Raw genomic sequence first — 14,582 nt, 5'->3', positions numbered from 1 at the left:
CCGAATGCGGCGGGCCGACGCGTGACACGCCGACGCAGGCACGCGCCGCGATCAGTTCTCCGATTCGGTGAACACCTCGTCGCGCTTGGCACGCAGCATGGGCAGCAGCGTCAGCACCAATAGGAATGCTGCAATCGCGAGCAGCACCGCCGACAACGGACGCGTCAGGAACACGCTCCAATCACCGCGGGAGATCAGCAGTGCGCGGCGCAGGTTCTCTTCCATTAGCGGTCCGAGCACCATGCCGAGCAACAGCGGCGCCGGCTCGAAATCGTGCTTGATCAGCCAGTAGCCGACCAGACCGAACACGCCTGCGAGGATGACGTCGACCGGCGCGTTGTTCACCGAGTAGATGCCGATCGCGCAGAAGATCACGATCGAGGGGAACATCAGCCGGTACGGTACGCGCAGCAGGCGGACCCAGATGCCGACCAGCGGCAGGTTGATGATGATCAGCATCAGATTGCCGATCCACATCGAGGCGATCATGCCCCAGACCAGATCCGGCTGTTTCTGCATCACCTGCGGGCCCGGCACGATGCCGTGAATGGTCATCGCGCCGACCATCAGCGCCATCACCGCGTTAGGCGGGATGCCGAGGGTGAGCAGCGGGATGAAGGAGGTCTGTGCCGCCGCGTTGTTGGCGCTTTCGGGCGCCGCCACGCCCTCGATCGCGCCGCGGCCGAACCGCGACGGGTTCTTGGCGAGCTTCTTCTCGAGCGTGTAGGCCGCGAACGACGCGATGACGGCGCCGCCGCCCGGCAGAATGCCGAGGATCGATCCAAGCACGGTGCCGCGCAGGATCGCGGGCGTCGAGTCGACGAGGTCCTTCCTCGTCGGCATCAGGCCGGTGATTTTCTGCTGCACGAGATCGCGATTCATCTCGGCGCCGGCGTCGAGATTGCGGATGATCTCGGCAAAGCCGAACACGCCCATCGCCACCGTCGCAAAGCCGAGACCGTCGGCGAGCTCCGGAATGTTGAAGGCCATGCGCGAGGCTCCGGTCTCGATGTCCGAGCCGACCATCGACAGCAGCAGGCCGAACACGATCATCGCGATCGCCTTCAGCACCGAGCCCTTGGCGAGCACGACCGCGAAGATCAGGCCGAGCACCATCAGCGAGAAGTACTCCGCCGGACCGAACGCCAGCGCGAGTTTCGTGAGCGGTGCGCCTAGTACGGCGATCAAAACGGTCGCGACGCAGCCGGCGAAGAACGAGCCGATCGCGGCGATCGCCAGCGCCGGACCGGCACGGCCCTGCTTGGCCATCGCATGGCCGTCGATGGCGGTGACGACCGATGTCGCTTCGCCTGGAATGTTCACCAGGATCGAGGTGGTCGAGCCGCCATACTGGGCGCCGTAATAGATGCCGGCGAGCATGATCAGCGCGCCGACCGGGGGCAGTCCGAAGGTGATCGGCAGCAGCATCGCGACCGTCGCGATGGTGCCGATGCCCGGTAGCACGCCGACCAGCGTGCCGACGAGCGCGCCGATCAGGCACATCAGCAGGTTGATCGGAGAAAACGCGACGACGAAACCGTGAGCGAGGTTGGCAAAAATCTCCATGACAGCCTCACTGAGCCAGGAAGCGCGGGAACATCGGCATCGGCAGACCGAGCACGTAGGGGAAGAGAAGCGCGCATCCGACAGTCAGGCAGGCACCAACGATGGCGGCCTCGACCCAGCGCGTCTCATGCGACCCTAGCGCTGCGATCATGAAGCTCACGAACGCCGAGACCACGAGGCCAAGCGGCCGGATCGCCAGCGCAAAGAACAGGATCGCGCACATCACGAACAGCGGCCCGCGCCATGAATAATGTGCAAGCGCCGGTCCCTCGTTCAAAAGGCCAGTCAAGGCGATGCCGGCGGACAGAGCAACCAGAAGCCCGCCGAACATCCTCGGCGCGGTGCCGGCGCCGAACGAGAAACCTCGCATGCCCTGCAGATCGCTCGAAGCCCAGAGCGCAAACAGTGCGAGCGCCATCAGGATGACGCCACCGATGTAGTCCTGCGCCGACTTGATCGTCATGAACAGCGTGACGATCGCCACGGCAAACAGCGGATAGGAATAGATCAGCGCCAGCAAGACGTCCGACGACGCCTTCTTGGTCTCACCGCCGATGGCGCCAAACAGCGCACCGGGCGCGCCGGCAACCAGCGCCGTGGCGTGGCTGATCAAGACCGTGGCCGGACCGCGCCCGGCGCCCCAGCCAAAGATCGTCCCGATCGACCAGATGAATTCGAAAATCTGCGGCGCGATGGCCAGCAGGCAGAAGCCGAGAGCTACCGACGTGTTTCTGGTGGCTGTCGTCGCCGAGTGGCCCATTGTATCGGCCATGCATGTCTCCTCCGCGACCCGTAAGTCACGAGCACTGTTGTTCTAATCGGCTGGAAATTGATCCCCGGCCCGGATCATTGCCTAGCGATTTTCATCACACAATGCCAGCGAAACCCAACAGGCCCCCTGCGAGCAGAAGCCACAGAGGATTGACGCGCGAGACGGAGGCGATCAGAGCAACCGTCGCGGTCAGGAGCAGTGCAGCAATACTGCGATCTGTCGATTGGGCGAGGATCAGGGCACTGGCCGCCATCAATCCGATCGAGAGCGGAACCAGTGCTGCCTGGATCAGAGCGGGCCAACGCGATTGGCTCGGTCGGTTCAGGAGCCGGCTGACATAATAGGCAAGCAGCGCCGTTGGCAGGCACATCGCCAGCGTCGCCGCCAGCGCGCCGGCAATGCCGGCAACCGCATAGCCGATCAACGTGACGATCAGGACGTTCGGACCTGGCGAAAGCTGCGCGATCGCATAGGCATCTGCGAACTGCTTGTCGGTCATCCAGTGATGCACATCGACGGCGATGCGATGCATCTCGGGCACCGCCGCCGCCGCACCGCCGACCGCGAACAGCGACATTAGACCAAAGGTGGAAATCAGCGCCCAGATCGGGTTCTCACTGCTCATGCTGCTACCTTCCGCCGCATCAAAAAGGTGACGCCGATGCTGAGCGGGATCGCGACCAGCAGCACGGCCTGAAGCGGCAGGCGAAGAACGCCGATGGCGATGAACACGCCGAGCATCAGGATGAGCACGACGACCTCCATTCGCTTGAGCAGCGGCGTCATCATGCGGAAGACGACCGCGATCAGCAGCCCGACTGCCGCGCAGGAGATGCCTGCGAGAACGCGACGCAGCACCTCCACGTCGCCGAACCTGGCATAGATGATCGCGAGCACGGTCATGATCAGCGTCGGTGGCAGCAACAGCCCGGTGAAGGCGGCAACGCCGCCCGCGATGCCGCGCAGTCGCGAGCCGAACACCATCGACAGATTGACGATATTGGGCCCGGGCAGGAAATGGCAGAGCGCAAAGGTCTCGTTGAACTCGTCCGCCGTCATCCAGCGGTACTGGTCGACGATGGCGTGCCTGGCGAAAACCAGGACCCCGCCGAAACCGGCCAGGGACATCCGGGCGAAGGCCAGAAACAGCGCCAGCAAGCCGGGCGGAGCGGCGCGGGTAGCTGGAATTTCCGGCTCTTGGGCGGCCGGTGCTGAATCCGTGGACATGTCAGCAGCTTAGAACGCAGTTCGCCGTTCGGCCAAGATCAGGACTGCGACCATCCCCGACCTATCCAAAGGGAACCGCGCCCTCTTCGCTCGAAACCTCTGTTTTTTGAAACCTTTGCCCCCTATATTGGGGGTGCCGGTTCGCCGGCTATGGAAATAAACGGTCGTCGCAATAAACCATTCGGACCCGGGGGCGGTACCCGGCGCCTCCACCAAAGCCCACCGGCGGGCTCACCCGACAGCGGGCTTTGGCGGGGGCGAAATAGGATCGACGAGGGCGTAAAGGGCGTGCTTTTTCCCGGTATTGTTCCGCCGTTATCGGGCTACTGCAATAGTTGCCAACGACAACTTTGCTCCGGTTGCTCAGGCTGCGTAACGCAGTTTGAAAGACCGTCTTAAAGTCCTAACGGGTTAAGCTCCGTTAGGCGGGGTTCGGAGGCACCTGGCAACAGAAGCCTCCACTTACCTCTGATTTCCTTCCCGGCGGGGACTCCTGCTGACCCGTGAGGCGCGGTACTATTGCGGCTTGGCGAGTCGGACCGGCAGGGCCCGTCTCCTGGACTGACAGGACCACCATGGCGACCGATCATATCCGATACGATGTGCTGGCACGCGACGCGCTGCGCGGCGTGCTGCGCAAGGTACTGACCGATGCCGCGGCCCATGGATTGCCGGGCGAGCATCATTTCTTCATCACCTTCGTATCGAAGGCCGAGGGCGTGAAGCTCTCGAGCCGGCTGCTGGCGCAATATCCGGAAGAGATGACGATCATCCTCCAGCACCAGTTCTGGGACCTGACCGTGCTCGAGGATCGTTTCGAGGTCGGCCTGTCCTTCGGCGGCATTCCGGAGCGGCTGGTGGTGCCGTTCAGCGCCATCAAGAGCTTCCTCGATCCGTCCGTGAAGTTCGGCCTCCAGTTCGACACCTCCGACGTCACCGAGTTGGCGGGTGAGAATTTGCCGGCCGCCCCGGCCCCATCAGCTATCGCGGCGCCTGTCCCGGCCGCCGAGACGGCAGAGACCGCGGAAGAGCCGACCCCGCCGAACCAGGGCGGCGCCGAGGTCGTGCGGCTGGATCGTTTCCGCAAGAAATGATCCAGGTTGGGCGCGAGACCGTCGCAGCCGGCCAAACACCCTATATAGAAGAGCACATGATGAGGCCGCGCGGAGTTTCCCGCGGCAGAATGGATGTGCTCATGGCCAAAGCTGCGAAAACCGCCCGCCTCCCAACCCGCACCGAGACCGACAGCTTCGGTCCCATCGAGGTCCCCGCCGACCGCTATTGGGGGGCGCAGACCGAACGCTCGCGGCAGAATTTCCGCATCGGCATCGATCGCATGCCGATCTCGCTCGTGCATGCGCTCGGCACAGTCAAGCTCGCGGCCGCACAGTCGAACCTCGAACTCGGCCTGCTCGACAAGCGCCGCGCCGGCGCGATCATCCGCGCCGCGCACGAGGTGATCGAGGGCAAGCTCGACGATCACTTTCCGCTGGTGGTGTGGCAGACCGGCTCGGGCACCCAGAGCAACATGAACCTCAACGAGGTCATCGCCAACCGCGCCAATGAGCTCCTGGGCGGCGAACTCGGCGCCAAGAAGCCGGTGCATCCCAATGACCACGTCAACATGAGCCAGTCGTCGAATGACTCGTTCCCGACCGCCATGCATATCGCGGCCGCAAGCCGCATCACCGCTGACCTCGTCCCGGCCCTTGGCGAGTTGCACCGCGCGCTGCGCAAGAAGGAGAAGGAGTTCGCCAAGATCGTCAAGATCGGCCGCACCCACACCCAGGATGCGACGCCGTTGACGCTGGGTCAGGAATTTTCCGGCTATGCATCGCAGGTCGAGAGCGGCATCGCGCGGCTCAAGGTCGCGGTGAAGGATCTCCATCCCCTGGCGCAGGGCGGCACCGCGGTCGGCACCGGCCTCAATTCCAAACCGCGCTTTGCGCAGCTATTCGCAAAGCACGTTGCCAGAATAACCAAACTGCCCTTCAGCAGCGCCGCCAATAAATTCGAGGCGCTGGCCTCCAACGACGCCTACGTGGCGGCGCACGGCGCCATCAACTCCGTCGCCACGGGCCTCTTCAAGATCGCCAACGACATCCGCCTGCTCGGATCTGGCCCGCGTTCGGGGCTTGGCGAACTGATCCTGCCGGAGAACGAACCGGGCTCGTCGATCATGCCGGGCAAGGTCAATCCGACGCAGTGCGAGGCGATGACCATGGTGTGCTGCCAGGTGTTCGGCAATCACACCGCGATCACGGTCGCCGGGAGCCAGGGCCATTTCGAGCTGAACGTCTACAAGCCCGTTCTCGCCTACAACATGCTGCACTCGATCCGCCTGATGGCGGACGCGGCGCGCTCCTTCACCGAGCATTGCGTCAGCGGCATCCGCGCCGACCAGAAGCACATCAAGGAGCTGATGGAGCGTTCGCTGATGCTGGTGACCGCACTCGCGCCCAAGATCGGCTACGACAACGCCGCCAAGGTGGCCAAGACCGCCCATGCCAACGGCACCACGCTGAAGGAAGAGGCGCTGCGGCTCGGCTTCGTCTCCGCCGACGAATTCGACCGCCTGGTGCAGCCCGAGAAGATGACGCGGCCCGGATAAAATTCCGAATTCCGATAGTCATCCGTAATGATACGGAGCCCCAAAGCCCATAAATTGTAAGGCCTAAGGGACGGGATTTGATTACCGTCAATGTGGCGGCGGGGGCACCTGCTACGCAAGAAGCCCCACCGCCCTTGACGGGGCGAAATTCATCGTTTGATGGCCCGCGAGGCCGATTGACGAGGACGAGCGAATGACGATCAAGTCTTGTGGGGCGCAACGCGGCGCCCTGTTTCTGGAAGTTTCATCCAGCCTGAAGAGGAGAGGATGATGGAGACGCGGCATGGGGAACGTCATCAACCTGAATCGTTTCAGGAAGCGCGCCGAGCGGGAGGCATCGGCGAAGCAGGCGGACGTCAACCGAACGAAGTTCGGCCGCACGAAGGCCGAGCGATCGGCGGAGGAGAAGCAGGCGGACCAGGCGAAGGCACATCTGGACCAGCATCGGATCGATCGCGAGGAGCAGCCATGAAGTCGCCCGTCGTGAAGCGCTCGATCGTGGTCGCCGGCCACAAGACCAGCGTCAGCCTGGAAGAGGCGTTCTGGAACGGCATGAAGGAGATCTCGGGCCTTCGCAACATGACGCTGTCCGAGCTCGTCGGCGAAATCGACGGCGCCCGCCAGCAGGGCAATCTGTCCTCGGCGATCCGCCTGTTCGTGCTCGACTACTTCAAGAGCCGCGCCATGGCCGCCATCCAGCCGGAGAAGGTCCCGGCGCAGTAGCGCCGGGGCGCTTGGCCCACGCCTTCGTGATCTGCACTTTAAAATCCCTCTAAGGTGCAGTTTCAGCGGGCACGCGCGCTTGACCTCGATGCCCTGCGTTGAAAATACAGGGCATGACCGACATCCATGACACGCGCCGCGAGATGCCGCTGGGCCTGGCCCAGCGCGGCTATACCGGCGTCATTCAGCACCTCTCTGCCAGGGACGCAGGCTCGGCTCTCTCGGACATCGAGCTGGAGAGCCGGCTGATCGAGCTCGGCTTCGTCGAGGGCGCAAGGGTCGAGGTCCTGCACGAGGGGCTGGTCGGGCGCGACCCGATCGCCGTGCGTGTCGACAACATCACCATCGCGGTGCGCCGCCGCGAGGCCATGGCCATCATCGTCGCCTAGAAGCGCGACCGGATATTCGATCCATGGAATTACCCCTGCTTCATCTCGCCCTGGTGGGCACGCCAAACAGCGGCAAGACCTCGCTGTTCAATGCCCTGACCGGCAGCCGGCAGAAGGTCGCGAACTATCCGGGCGTCACGGTCGAGCGCAAGGAAGGGTTCTTCGTCACCCCGCAGGGGCGCCAGGTCTCCGTCGTCGACCTGCCCGGCACCTACTCGCTGCGCGGCCGCAGCCCGGACGAGGAGATCACCCGCGACTTCGTGCTCGGCAAGGCCTCCGGCGAGATCGTGCCTGACCTCGTGCTGTGCATCGCCGACAGCACCAATCTGCGTCTGACCATCCGCCTGCTGCTGGAGCTCAAGCGCACCGGCCGGCCGATGGTCCTCGTGCTCAACATGTTCGACATCGCGAGCCGCCGCGGCATCTCCGTCGACGTCGTCAGGCTCGCCAAGGAGCTCGGCGTACCCGTCGTCACCTCGATCGCGGTGCGCAAGGGCGGCACGGCCGACCTGCTCGCGCTGACCGACGAGATCTCCGCCAAGCTCGCCGCCGAGCCGGCCGAGAACAGCTGGCGCGCACTCAGCGTCTCCGAGTTGCGCGCGACCCAGCGCGAGGCCGACCGCATCATCTCGGACTGCGTCAGCCTGCCTGCCAGGCCCGACACCTGGACCGCGCGGATCGATGCGATCGTGCTGCACCCGGTCGGCGGCCTGATCGTGCTCGCGGCGATCCTGTTCGTGATGTTCCAGGCGGTGTTCGCCTGGGCGCAGCCGCTGATGGAGCTGCTGCAATCCGGCTTCGACGCACTCGGCGAGTTCGTGCACGCCACCCTGCCCGACGGCCTGCTCCAGAGCTTCCTTCAGAACGGCGTGATCTCGGGCGTCGGCAGCGTCATCGTGTTCCTGCCGCAGATCATCATCATCTTCCTGTTCATCCTGCTCCTGGAAGATTTCGGCTACATGGCGCGCGCGGCGTTCCTGATGGACCGCATCATGGGCGGCGCCGGCCTGCACGGCCGCGCCTTCATTCCGCTGCTGTCGAGCTTTGCCTGCGCCATTCCCGGCATCATGGCGACGCGCGTCATCGACAACAAGCGCGACCGGCTGACCACGATCCTGATCGCGCCGCTGATGACCTGCTCGGCGCGCATTCCGGTCTACACGCTGATCATCTCCGCCTTCATTCCGGCCAGGGACGTCTGGGGCTTCATCAACCTGCAGGGGCTCGTGATGTTCGGGCTCTATGCCGCCGGCATCGTCAGCGCGCTGGCCGTCTCGTTCCTGATCAAATTCTTCATGCTGCGCGACTATGCGCCGGCGCCGTTCATGCTGGAGTTGCCGGACTACAAGATGCCCCGGCTGAAATCGATCCTGATCGGCATCTACACCCGCGCCAAGATGTTCCTGCAGCGCGCCGGCACCACGATCTTCTCGATGATGGTGCTGATCTGGTTCCTGGCTTCGTTCCCGCAGCCGCCCGCCGGCAGCACCGAACCCGCCATCGACTTCAGCCTCGCCGCGATCATCGGCAAGGCGATCGAGCCGCTGCTTCATCCCGTCGGCTTCAACTGGCAGATCGCGGTCGCGCTGATCCCGGGCATGGCGGCGCGCGAGGTCGCGGTCGCTGCACTCGGCACCGTCTATGCGATCGAGGGCGGCAAGGAAGCCGCCGAGCAGATCGGCCAGGTGCTGGCGACGAAATGGTCGCTCGCCACCGCGCTGTCGATGCTGGCCTGGTACATCTTCGCTCCGCAATGCGCCTCCACGCTCGCCGTCATCCGGCGCGAGACCGGCAGCTGGCGCTGGATGGCGGCGACCTTCGCCTACATGCTGGTGCTGGCCTATGCGGCGAGCCTGCTGACCTACAATTTCGCGGTCGCACTCGGCGCGGGCTAGCCTCTCTCGAGACCAGAACTGCGAAAACAACCCCATGCACAGTAGACGGGGTCGTGAAATCAACGGCTTGCGCCTGCGCGAAGGTTGCCGGACGAAAATTCGGAAAATCCGTTGACCCGTCGGGCAAAACAGGCGCATGATGGCAGCATGGGCGATCCGGGTAGGGCGCTGACATTTGCATCCTGTGCCGGCCCCTACGGCAAGCCCCGTGACCTGCGACGTCGCGATCGCGCACGAACTCCATTTGGAAGTTCGGCAGCATTGATTTGTCTCAATGGTCCCCCTCATCGGCCTGTCACGATTGCGTCGTCCTGCAATGGGAGAGAGCACATGAGTGCACGTGCCAAGCTGATTGGACTGTTCGTCACCGCTGCGCTGTTCACGGCAGCGCCCCTGTCGTTTCACTACTCGCCGATGGCGACGGTCGCCGTGTCGGTCGACACCGCCGAGGCCCGCGTCGGGCGCCCCCTTACGCCGATGAGCGTCGCAGGCGTCAACCGCAGGGTCCATCGGCGGGCGTATTACGGCGCGGCGGCGGCGGGAGCTGCTGCCTACGGGGCCTACGGCTATCGCCGGGCTTGTGGGTATTACCCCTATCCGCCGTGCTATTGAGGGCGCCGGTACGAGGGCGCGCAAGCCGTTGAACTGGACTGCGTCAATACCGGACGGGGCGAGCCGCGCGTCATCGCGGCTCGCCCCGCGGTCCCGGCAATTCGGGTTGCCGCGCGCAGGCTCGCATACGCCCGATCATCATCCGCGCACAGGCGGCAGGGCCGGTGGAATGTCGCGCTCCGGGATCGTACCGTTGTCGAACTGAATCAACAGGCCGTCGGTGCAGCAATGGCTTCTATTGCCTGTTTCGATTTTTGCTCGCGCCCCTGAGCGCCGGCGTCGTCGATGTCGCAGTCGCAACGTCCGTCATCTGAATGCAGGTGAGTAGATCGACATAGCTTTGGCCAACGATGGTGGCTTCGCTCTCGCACGCGTTGCGGACGGCGGGCCTCGTCGTCGCCCAGAGCGTGCCAAGTTGTTGCTGCGCCGCGGTCTCATCCCGCATGCAATCGGCAAAGCTCTGCGCGAGCGCCAATCCCATGGCCTTGTCCGTCTCCGTCGTCGCCTTGCACAAGGCTTCGACCTTGAGCTCCGGAATTCCATCCGAGATTTCCACCAACGAAGGGCTCGCAAGCAGCGCGAGCGAAAATAGAGCGGCGTTCATATCTGCCTCCGTCTCTAATACTGCCCTGGCGGTGTCGCATTACGTCGCCTGCAAGAAAGCCACGCGCGTTCAAAAACGGCGTTGATCCAGATCAACGCCCGCGTGCGCTCGGGGATCGCCGCATGTCATGCTTCCCGACGCTGGACGAGACTGGATGCATCCCGAATTGCTGCGCGTCGGGGCGATCTGCATGTGCTCGTCAACGGCGCCAGTGCGGATAGCCGGCCGAGGCCGGTTATCGTCGGTCGGTCGAAGCGCGGCATCAGGACCGCCGCCTATTCGATCGTTGCATTCACCGAGATGACCGACCTGCCTGAGCCGTACGGACCTTCGCCTTCACCATAGATCGCAAACGCATCGCTGCCCTTGTAACCGGATGCAGCGGTATACCTGAACGTCGTGACGTTGAGCTGCCTGAGCGTCCCGTGCGCAGGCTTGCGGGAAACGCCCGAGCTACGCATCGCTCCCGGAATCCGGATCGGGAAATTGCACGTCTGACCCGACCTGACCGCGAAGTAAGCCGTCATATCGACGCCGAACACGGATGGGTTGCCGGTGACCCGGCAGTCCGGGACGGCGTAAGCCGAAACCGGCGTCAGACTCAAGACAGCAGCTATTGCCAACACCCGCATCCTCGCCTCCTGTCAGGGATGAACTCGCTTCCATGGCAATCGATCTCGAAACGCGCGGGATAACGATTGATTTGAGTCAAGATACGTACAGGCAACCAGCGGCCCAACGAGAACATTTGAGCGCGGGTTGACCCGTCCACCCCAATTCCCGCCACCAGCTTGCTCGCATGCCTCGTTAAAATTTTACCCGGCCCATTGAGGTAGCCTTAAATCGGTCCAAGCGAAGCTCACATCGGGAAAAGATGGCAAGCGGCATCGGGTCGGACAGATGGATATCAGACAAACACTGCGCGCTTCGCCGCCCCACCGAAAAATCACAGGCCACGACGCCAGTGGGATATTCCGGCAATTTGTCCGAGATCAGTCGGGCAGCTACGTCATTATTTCCGCGCTGCTGATGCCCGTTCTGGTCGGCACGGCCGGCCTCGGAACCGAGGTCGGATGGTGGTACTATAAGCACAAGAACATGCAAAGTGCGGCCGACTCCGGCGCCGTGAGCGCTGCAACGGCCGCAAGCGCCGGCGGGGATATATTGGCGGAAGCCGACGCCGTCACAGCGAACTACGGCTACTCGAATTCGGTGAACAACGTCACGGTTGCGGTAAATAATCCGCCGAAAGCCGGCAGATATACGTCCAATCTCCAGGCAATCGAGGTCGTCGTGAGTCAGCCACAACAGCGGCTGCTGTCGGCGTTGTTCGGCTCGGATCCCGTCCTCATCACCGCGCGGGCGGTTGCCCTCCCCAATTCCGGGACAGGCTGCGTGCTTGCACTCAATTCGAGCGCGAGCCCAGCCGTCAACGTAAGCGGAGGAAACCAGCTCAATCTGATCAAGTGCAACCTCTACAGCAACTCCGGCGCAAGCCCATCGCTCAACGTTGCTGGCAGCGCGACCGTTTCTGCCAACCAGGTCGGAGTGGTCGGCGATGTATCCGGGGCCAGCAGCATCACGACCACCAACGGCGTTAAAACGCACGTTCAACCGATTGCCGATCCCTATGCGAACGTGCTTCCTCCCTCGGAGCCGAGTTGCACCAACGCCAAGATCACCGTCAATTCCAACGGGAAGACCAGTTCCCTCGACCCCGGCTGCTACAGCGGCAGTATCACGGTCAACGCCGGAGCGACGTTGAACCTCAATCCCGGCATCTATTACCTCGACGGCGCCAATTTGAGCGTCGCGGGCAACGCCACGATTACCGGCACTGGCGTGACCCTGGTGTTTACGGGCTCGGGCAGTGACTGGGGAACCGCTTCGATCGGCAGCAACGCGAACATCAACCTGACGGCGCCAACCAGCGGCTCCACGCAGGGAATCGTCATCTATGGCGACCGCAAGATGCCGGCCGGAACCGCTTTCAACCTCACCGGAGGCAGCACGCAGAACTTCGGGGGAGCCATCTATCTGCCGAAGGCAAATCTCAGTTTCAGCGGCGGCAACGGTACGAGTACCTCGTGCACCAAGATCATTGCGGACACGCTGACATTCACCGGCACCTCGAATCTCCAGGTCGATTGCTCCGCGCTCGGCGGCACTGCAACGATCGGCTCGCAAACTGCCCAACTCGTCGAATGAGGTCGGCCATGACGCGAACTCGGAAATCGTCACCTGGAAGCCGTGGTCGCATGTTCGAAGCCCTGGCGAGGGGCGTGCGCGCTGCCATCCATGATGAGCGAGGCGTCGCAGCCATCGAATTCGGGATCATGATCCCGATACTGTCGCTCATGGTCGTTTCAGTGACTGACATCGGGCTCGCGGTCTTTCGCAAGATGCAGGTCGAGGACGCGGCGCAAGCCGGAGCGCAATACGCGATCATTCACGGCTTTGACGCGAGCGGCATCTCGAGCGCCGTAACGAGCGCAACCAACTCCACTGCCGTTACGGCTTCACCCGGACCGGTTAAATTCTACGGCTGCCCGACGGGCACAGGGGTGAGCGTTGTGAGCGCCGGCACGGTCTGCACGGGCGGCGCGCAGGCTGGTACTTATGCGACTGTCTCGGCCCAAGCGACCTACTATACACTGATCAACTACCAGATCATCGCAGTCGCGTACACATACAATGCCCAATCCACGACGAGGCTGCAGTGAAGCTCGCAGCGATATGGGCAGACAATCGGGCGACAACGGCGCTGGAATTTGCACTGACCGCCCCCGTTTTTTTTCTGTTCCTATTTGGCATCATCGAGTTTGGATTGCTTTTCTGGACTCAACTCGGCCTTCAACATGGGACTGAAATGGCCGCGCGGTGTGCGACCGTCAATCCATCGCTGTGTCCGAACAGCGGCGCCATCACAGGCTACGCCGCGCAGCAAGCCTTCGGACTCGCCCTTCCGGCGCAGACATTCGCTTATTCGGCGTCGAACTGTGGCAACCAGGTGAGCGCAAGTTACGCGTTCCAATTTCCACAAATACTCAATCTGTCGCCGGTGACGCTAACGGCTCAGGCGTGCTTTCCGAGTTGAGTTCGGCTGTCGCGGCGTTGTTCGACAGCAATGAAAAGAGACCGCCTCAGCTGGCGGGCTCTTTCAGCCGGCACCGGTTGAATCGAAAGGGGCTACCTCGCAGCAGCCCCCTGCCGGTTGAAATGATGTTGGTGCTCAAATGCCCAGCCCCGGCGCCCCGTATCAAATTACCCTTTTGCCCGAGATCAAGGGGCTTCAAAGGGTAATTGCTACTTTTTCCCGACAAGCGTAGCGTTCTTTCGGCGCTTCGGCGCTACGCATACGGATATCTCTGCCGCCCGCCCTCTGACGTCCCGCAAAGACGAAACCTCCAGAGGGCGGGTCTTCCTCCTTGGAGAGTTTCGTAATGGCAAAACCATCAACGCTTCCAGCTCAAGTCTTTGACCACGCGCCGGACCAAGCACTGGCTCACCTCCCAACGGAACTGCCACCAGTCCAAACTGGCCCATCGGGCACATCATTGGCCGAGGTGACGCTGCCTCAGCACGTCCTGGACCAAGTTGATCACATAGCTCCGGTCGGTGTTTCGCATCTTCCAGATTTCTTCTTTTGATTGCCCAGAGAAAAGGAGGCCGCCATCAGGGCGGTTTGCGGCACATCGATCTCCTGATCTGCCATCGATGAGATTGGTGCTTTGAGTATCCTGACGAACGACGGTCACGGCCGCCGTAAGCAGACTCGCGCCTACATTATCAACTGAACGATAAGTGTATGTTCTCTTCATTTACTGCCTGGCCGACTACAGATTTGGATTATGCATATGTTCGTCACCGTCGTTGCTGTGCTTTGTCATCTTTCTGCCCAGGACTGCACTGAGGTGGTCGTCACAAATTCCGCGTTGGATTCAAGGCTCACTTTCCAGAGCTGCATGCTTGGCGGCCAAGCAAGCTTGGCGCGATGGAAGACTGCTCATCCCATCTACCGGGGGGACGATTGGCACATCGATCGCTACAAATGCGTCGCGGGGGTATACGTAGCCAAGGCCAGGATTTGATCGGACAGCGCCCTGATAGGCGCGCTCGTCCGTGGTTGATCGCGCTCAGGGCACGCAACGTTCTCGAACGCCCGCAGGACGCCTCGAACGTC

At 62.8% G+C, this 14,582-nt stretch carries 16 protein-coding genes and 1 other RNA gene; 11 read left to right on the top strand and 6 right to left on the bottom strand.

Annotated elements, in window-relative coordinates; genetic code table 11:
• Positions 1-51 precede the first annotated feature (51 nt).
• The 4 genes from XH90_RS08250 to XH90_RS08235 all read right to left on the bottom strand — a co-directional run bounded on the left by XH90_RS08250 (position 52) and on the right by XH90_RS08235 (position 3,565).
• On the bottom strand, positions 52-1,566 hold the full coding sequence (locus tag XH90_RS08250; protein ID WP_194480259.1) for a tripartite tricarboxylate transporter permease: 1,515 nt from the start codon (positions 1,564-1,566) through the stop codon (positions 52-54).
• A gap of 7 nt (positions 1,567-1,573) precedes the next feature.
• Positions 1,574-2,338: a tripartite tricarboxylate transporter TctB family protein gene (locus XH90_RS08245; protein ID WP_194480258.1), complete on the bottom strand. Its 765-nt coding sequence runs from the start codon at positions 2,336-2,338 to the stop codon at positions 1,574-1,576.
• Positions 2,339-2,432: 94 nt separating this feature from the next.
• Positions 2,433-2,963, bottom strand: coding sequence for a chromate transporter (locus tag XH90_RS08240; RefSeq protein ID WP_194480256.1), 531 nt, complete (start codon positions 2,961-2,963; stop codon positions 2,433-2,435).
• Positions 2,960-3,565: a chromate transporter gene (locus XH90_RS08235; RefSeq protein ID WP_194480254.1), complete on the bottom strand. Its 606-nt coding sequence runs from the start codon at positions 3,563-3,565 to the stop codon at positions 2,960-2,962. The genes XH90_RS08240 and XH90_RS08235 overlap by 4 nt, the downstream gene beginning before the upstream one ends.
• A gap of 96 nt (positions 3,566-3,661) precedes the next feature.
• Here XH90_RS08235 and ssrA point away from each other — a divergent pair.
• The 8 genes from ssrA to XH90_RS08195 all read left to right on the top strand — a co-directional run bounded on the left by ssrA (position 3,662) and on the right by XH90_RS08195 (position 9,795).
• Positions 3,662-4,028, top strand: a transfer-messenger RNA (tmRNA) gene (ssrA, locus tag XH90_RS08230).
• 112 nt (positions 4,029-4,140) lie between these two features.
• Positions 4,141-4,659, top strand: a complete 519-nt coding sequence (locus tag XH90_RS08225) for an SspB family protein (protein ID WP_194480252.1) — start codon at positions 4,141-4,143, stop codon at positions 4,657-4,659.
• An 89-nt stretch (positions 4,660-4,748) separates the two neighbouring features.
• On the top strand, positions 4,749-6,176 hold the full coding sequence (fumC, locus tag XH90_RS08220; RefSeq protein WP_194480250.1) for a class II fumarate hydratase: 1,428 nt from the start codon (positions 4,749-4,751) through the stop codon (positions 6,174-6,176).
• A gap of 283 nt (positions 6,177-6,459) precedes the next feature.
• Positions 6,460-6,648 carry a DUF4169 family protein gene (locus XH90_RS08215; protein WP_194480248.1) on the top strand — a complete coding sequence of 63 codons (189 nt, stop codon included), beginning with the start codon at positions 6,460-6,462 and terminating at the stop codon, positions 6,646-6,648.
• Positions 6,645-6,899 (top strand): ribbon-helix-helix domain-containing protein, encoded by a 255-nt coding sequence (locus XH90_RS08210; protein WP_027529561.1) that lies wholly within the window; start codon positions 6,645-6,647, stop codon positions 6,897-6,899. The genes XH90_RS08215 and XH90_RS08210 overlap by 4 nt, the downstream gene beginning before the upstream one ends.
• A 113-nt stretch (positions 6,900-7,012) precedes the next feature.
• Positions 7,013-7,288 carry a FeoA family protein gene (locus tag XH90_RS08205; protein WP_194480246.1) on the top strand — a complete coding sequence of 92 codons (276 nt, stop codon included), beginning with the start codon at positions 7,013-7,015 and terminating at the stop codon, positions 7,286-7,288.
• A gap of 23 nt (positions 7,289-7,311) precedes the next feature.
• Positions 7,312-9,183, top strand: a complete 1,872-nt coding sequence (locus XH90_RS08200; protein ID WP_194480245.1) for a ferrous iron transporter B — start codon at positions 7,312-7,314, stop codon at positions 9,181-9,183.
• A 330-nt stretch (positions 9,184-9,513) separates the two neighbouring features.
• The gene (locus XH90_RS08195; RefSeq protein ID WP_194480243.1) at positions 9,514-9,795 is read left to right on the top strand and encodes a hypothetical protein; all 282 of its coding nucleotides are present in this window, start codon (positions 9,514-9,516) and stop codon (positions 9,793-9,795) included.
• Between the two features lie 235 nt (positions 9,796-10,030).
• Here the strand turns inward: XH90_RS08195 and XH90_RS08190 are convergent, their stop codons facing one another.
• Both XH90_RS08190 and XH90_RS08185 read right to left on the bottom strand, forming a co-directional pair.
• Positions 10,031-10,399 carry a hypothetical protein gene (locus XH90_RS08190; protein ID WP_194480242.1) on the bottom strand — a complete coding sequence of 123 codons (369 nt, stop codon included), beginning with the start codon at positions 10,397-10,399 and terminating at the stop codon, positions 10,031-10,033.
• Between the two features lie 275 nt (positions 10,400-10,674).
• Positions 10,675-11,031: a hypothetical protein gene (locus XH90_RS08185; RefSeq protein WP_246755719.1), complete on the bottom strand. Its 357-nt coding sequence runs from the start codon at positions 11,029-11,031 to the stop codon at positions 10,675-10,677.
• Positions 11,032-11,299: 268 nt separating this feature from the next.
• Here XH90_RS08185 and XH90_RS08180 point away from each other — a divergent pair, with 268 nt between their 5' ends.
• The 3 genes from XH90_RS08180 to XH90_RS08170 are packed head-to-tail and all read left to right on the top strand — an operon-like array spanning position 11,300 to position 13,496.
• Positions 11,300-12,607, top strand: a complete 1,308-nt coding sequence (locus XH90_RS08180; protein ID WP_194480240.1) for a TadE/TadG family type IV pilus assembly protein — start codon at positions 11,300-11,302, stop codon at positions 12,605-12,607.
• A gap of 50 nt (positions 12,608-12,657) precedes the next feature.
• Positions 12,658-13,122 carry a TadE/TadG family type IV pilus assembly protein gene (locus XH90_RS08175; RefSeq protein WP_246755718.1) on the top strand — a complete coding sequence of 155 codons (465 nt, stop codon included), beginning with the start codon at positions 12,658-12,660 and terminating at the stop codon, positions 13,120-13,122.
• A complete protein-coding gene (locus XH90_RS08170; protein WP_246755717.1) occupies positions 13,119-13,496 on the top strand; it encodes a TadE/TadG family type IV pilus assembly protein in 378 nt (125 codons plus the stop codon). Before XH90_RS08175 ends, XH90_RS08170 begins: the two co-directional genes overlap by 4 nt.
• The last annotated feature ends 1,086 nt before the right edge of the window (positions 13,497-14,582 follow it).

The organism is Bradyrhizobium sp. CCBAU 53338 (genome assembly GCF_015291665.1).
In the GTDB taxonomy this organism is placed as follows: domain Bacteria; phylum Pseudomonadota; class Alphaproteobacteria; order Rhizobiales; family Xanthobacteraceae; genus Bradyrhizobium.
The sequence above is the reverse complement of the archived record's forward strand: the minus strand, read 5'-3'. Positions and strand labels throughout refer to the sequence as shown.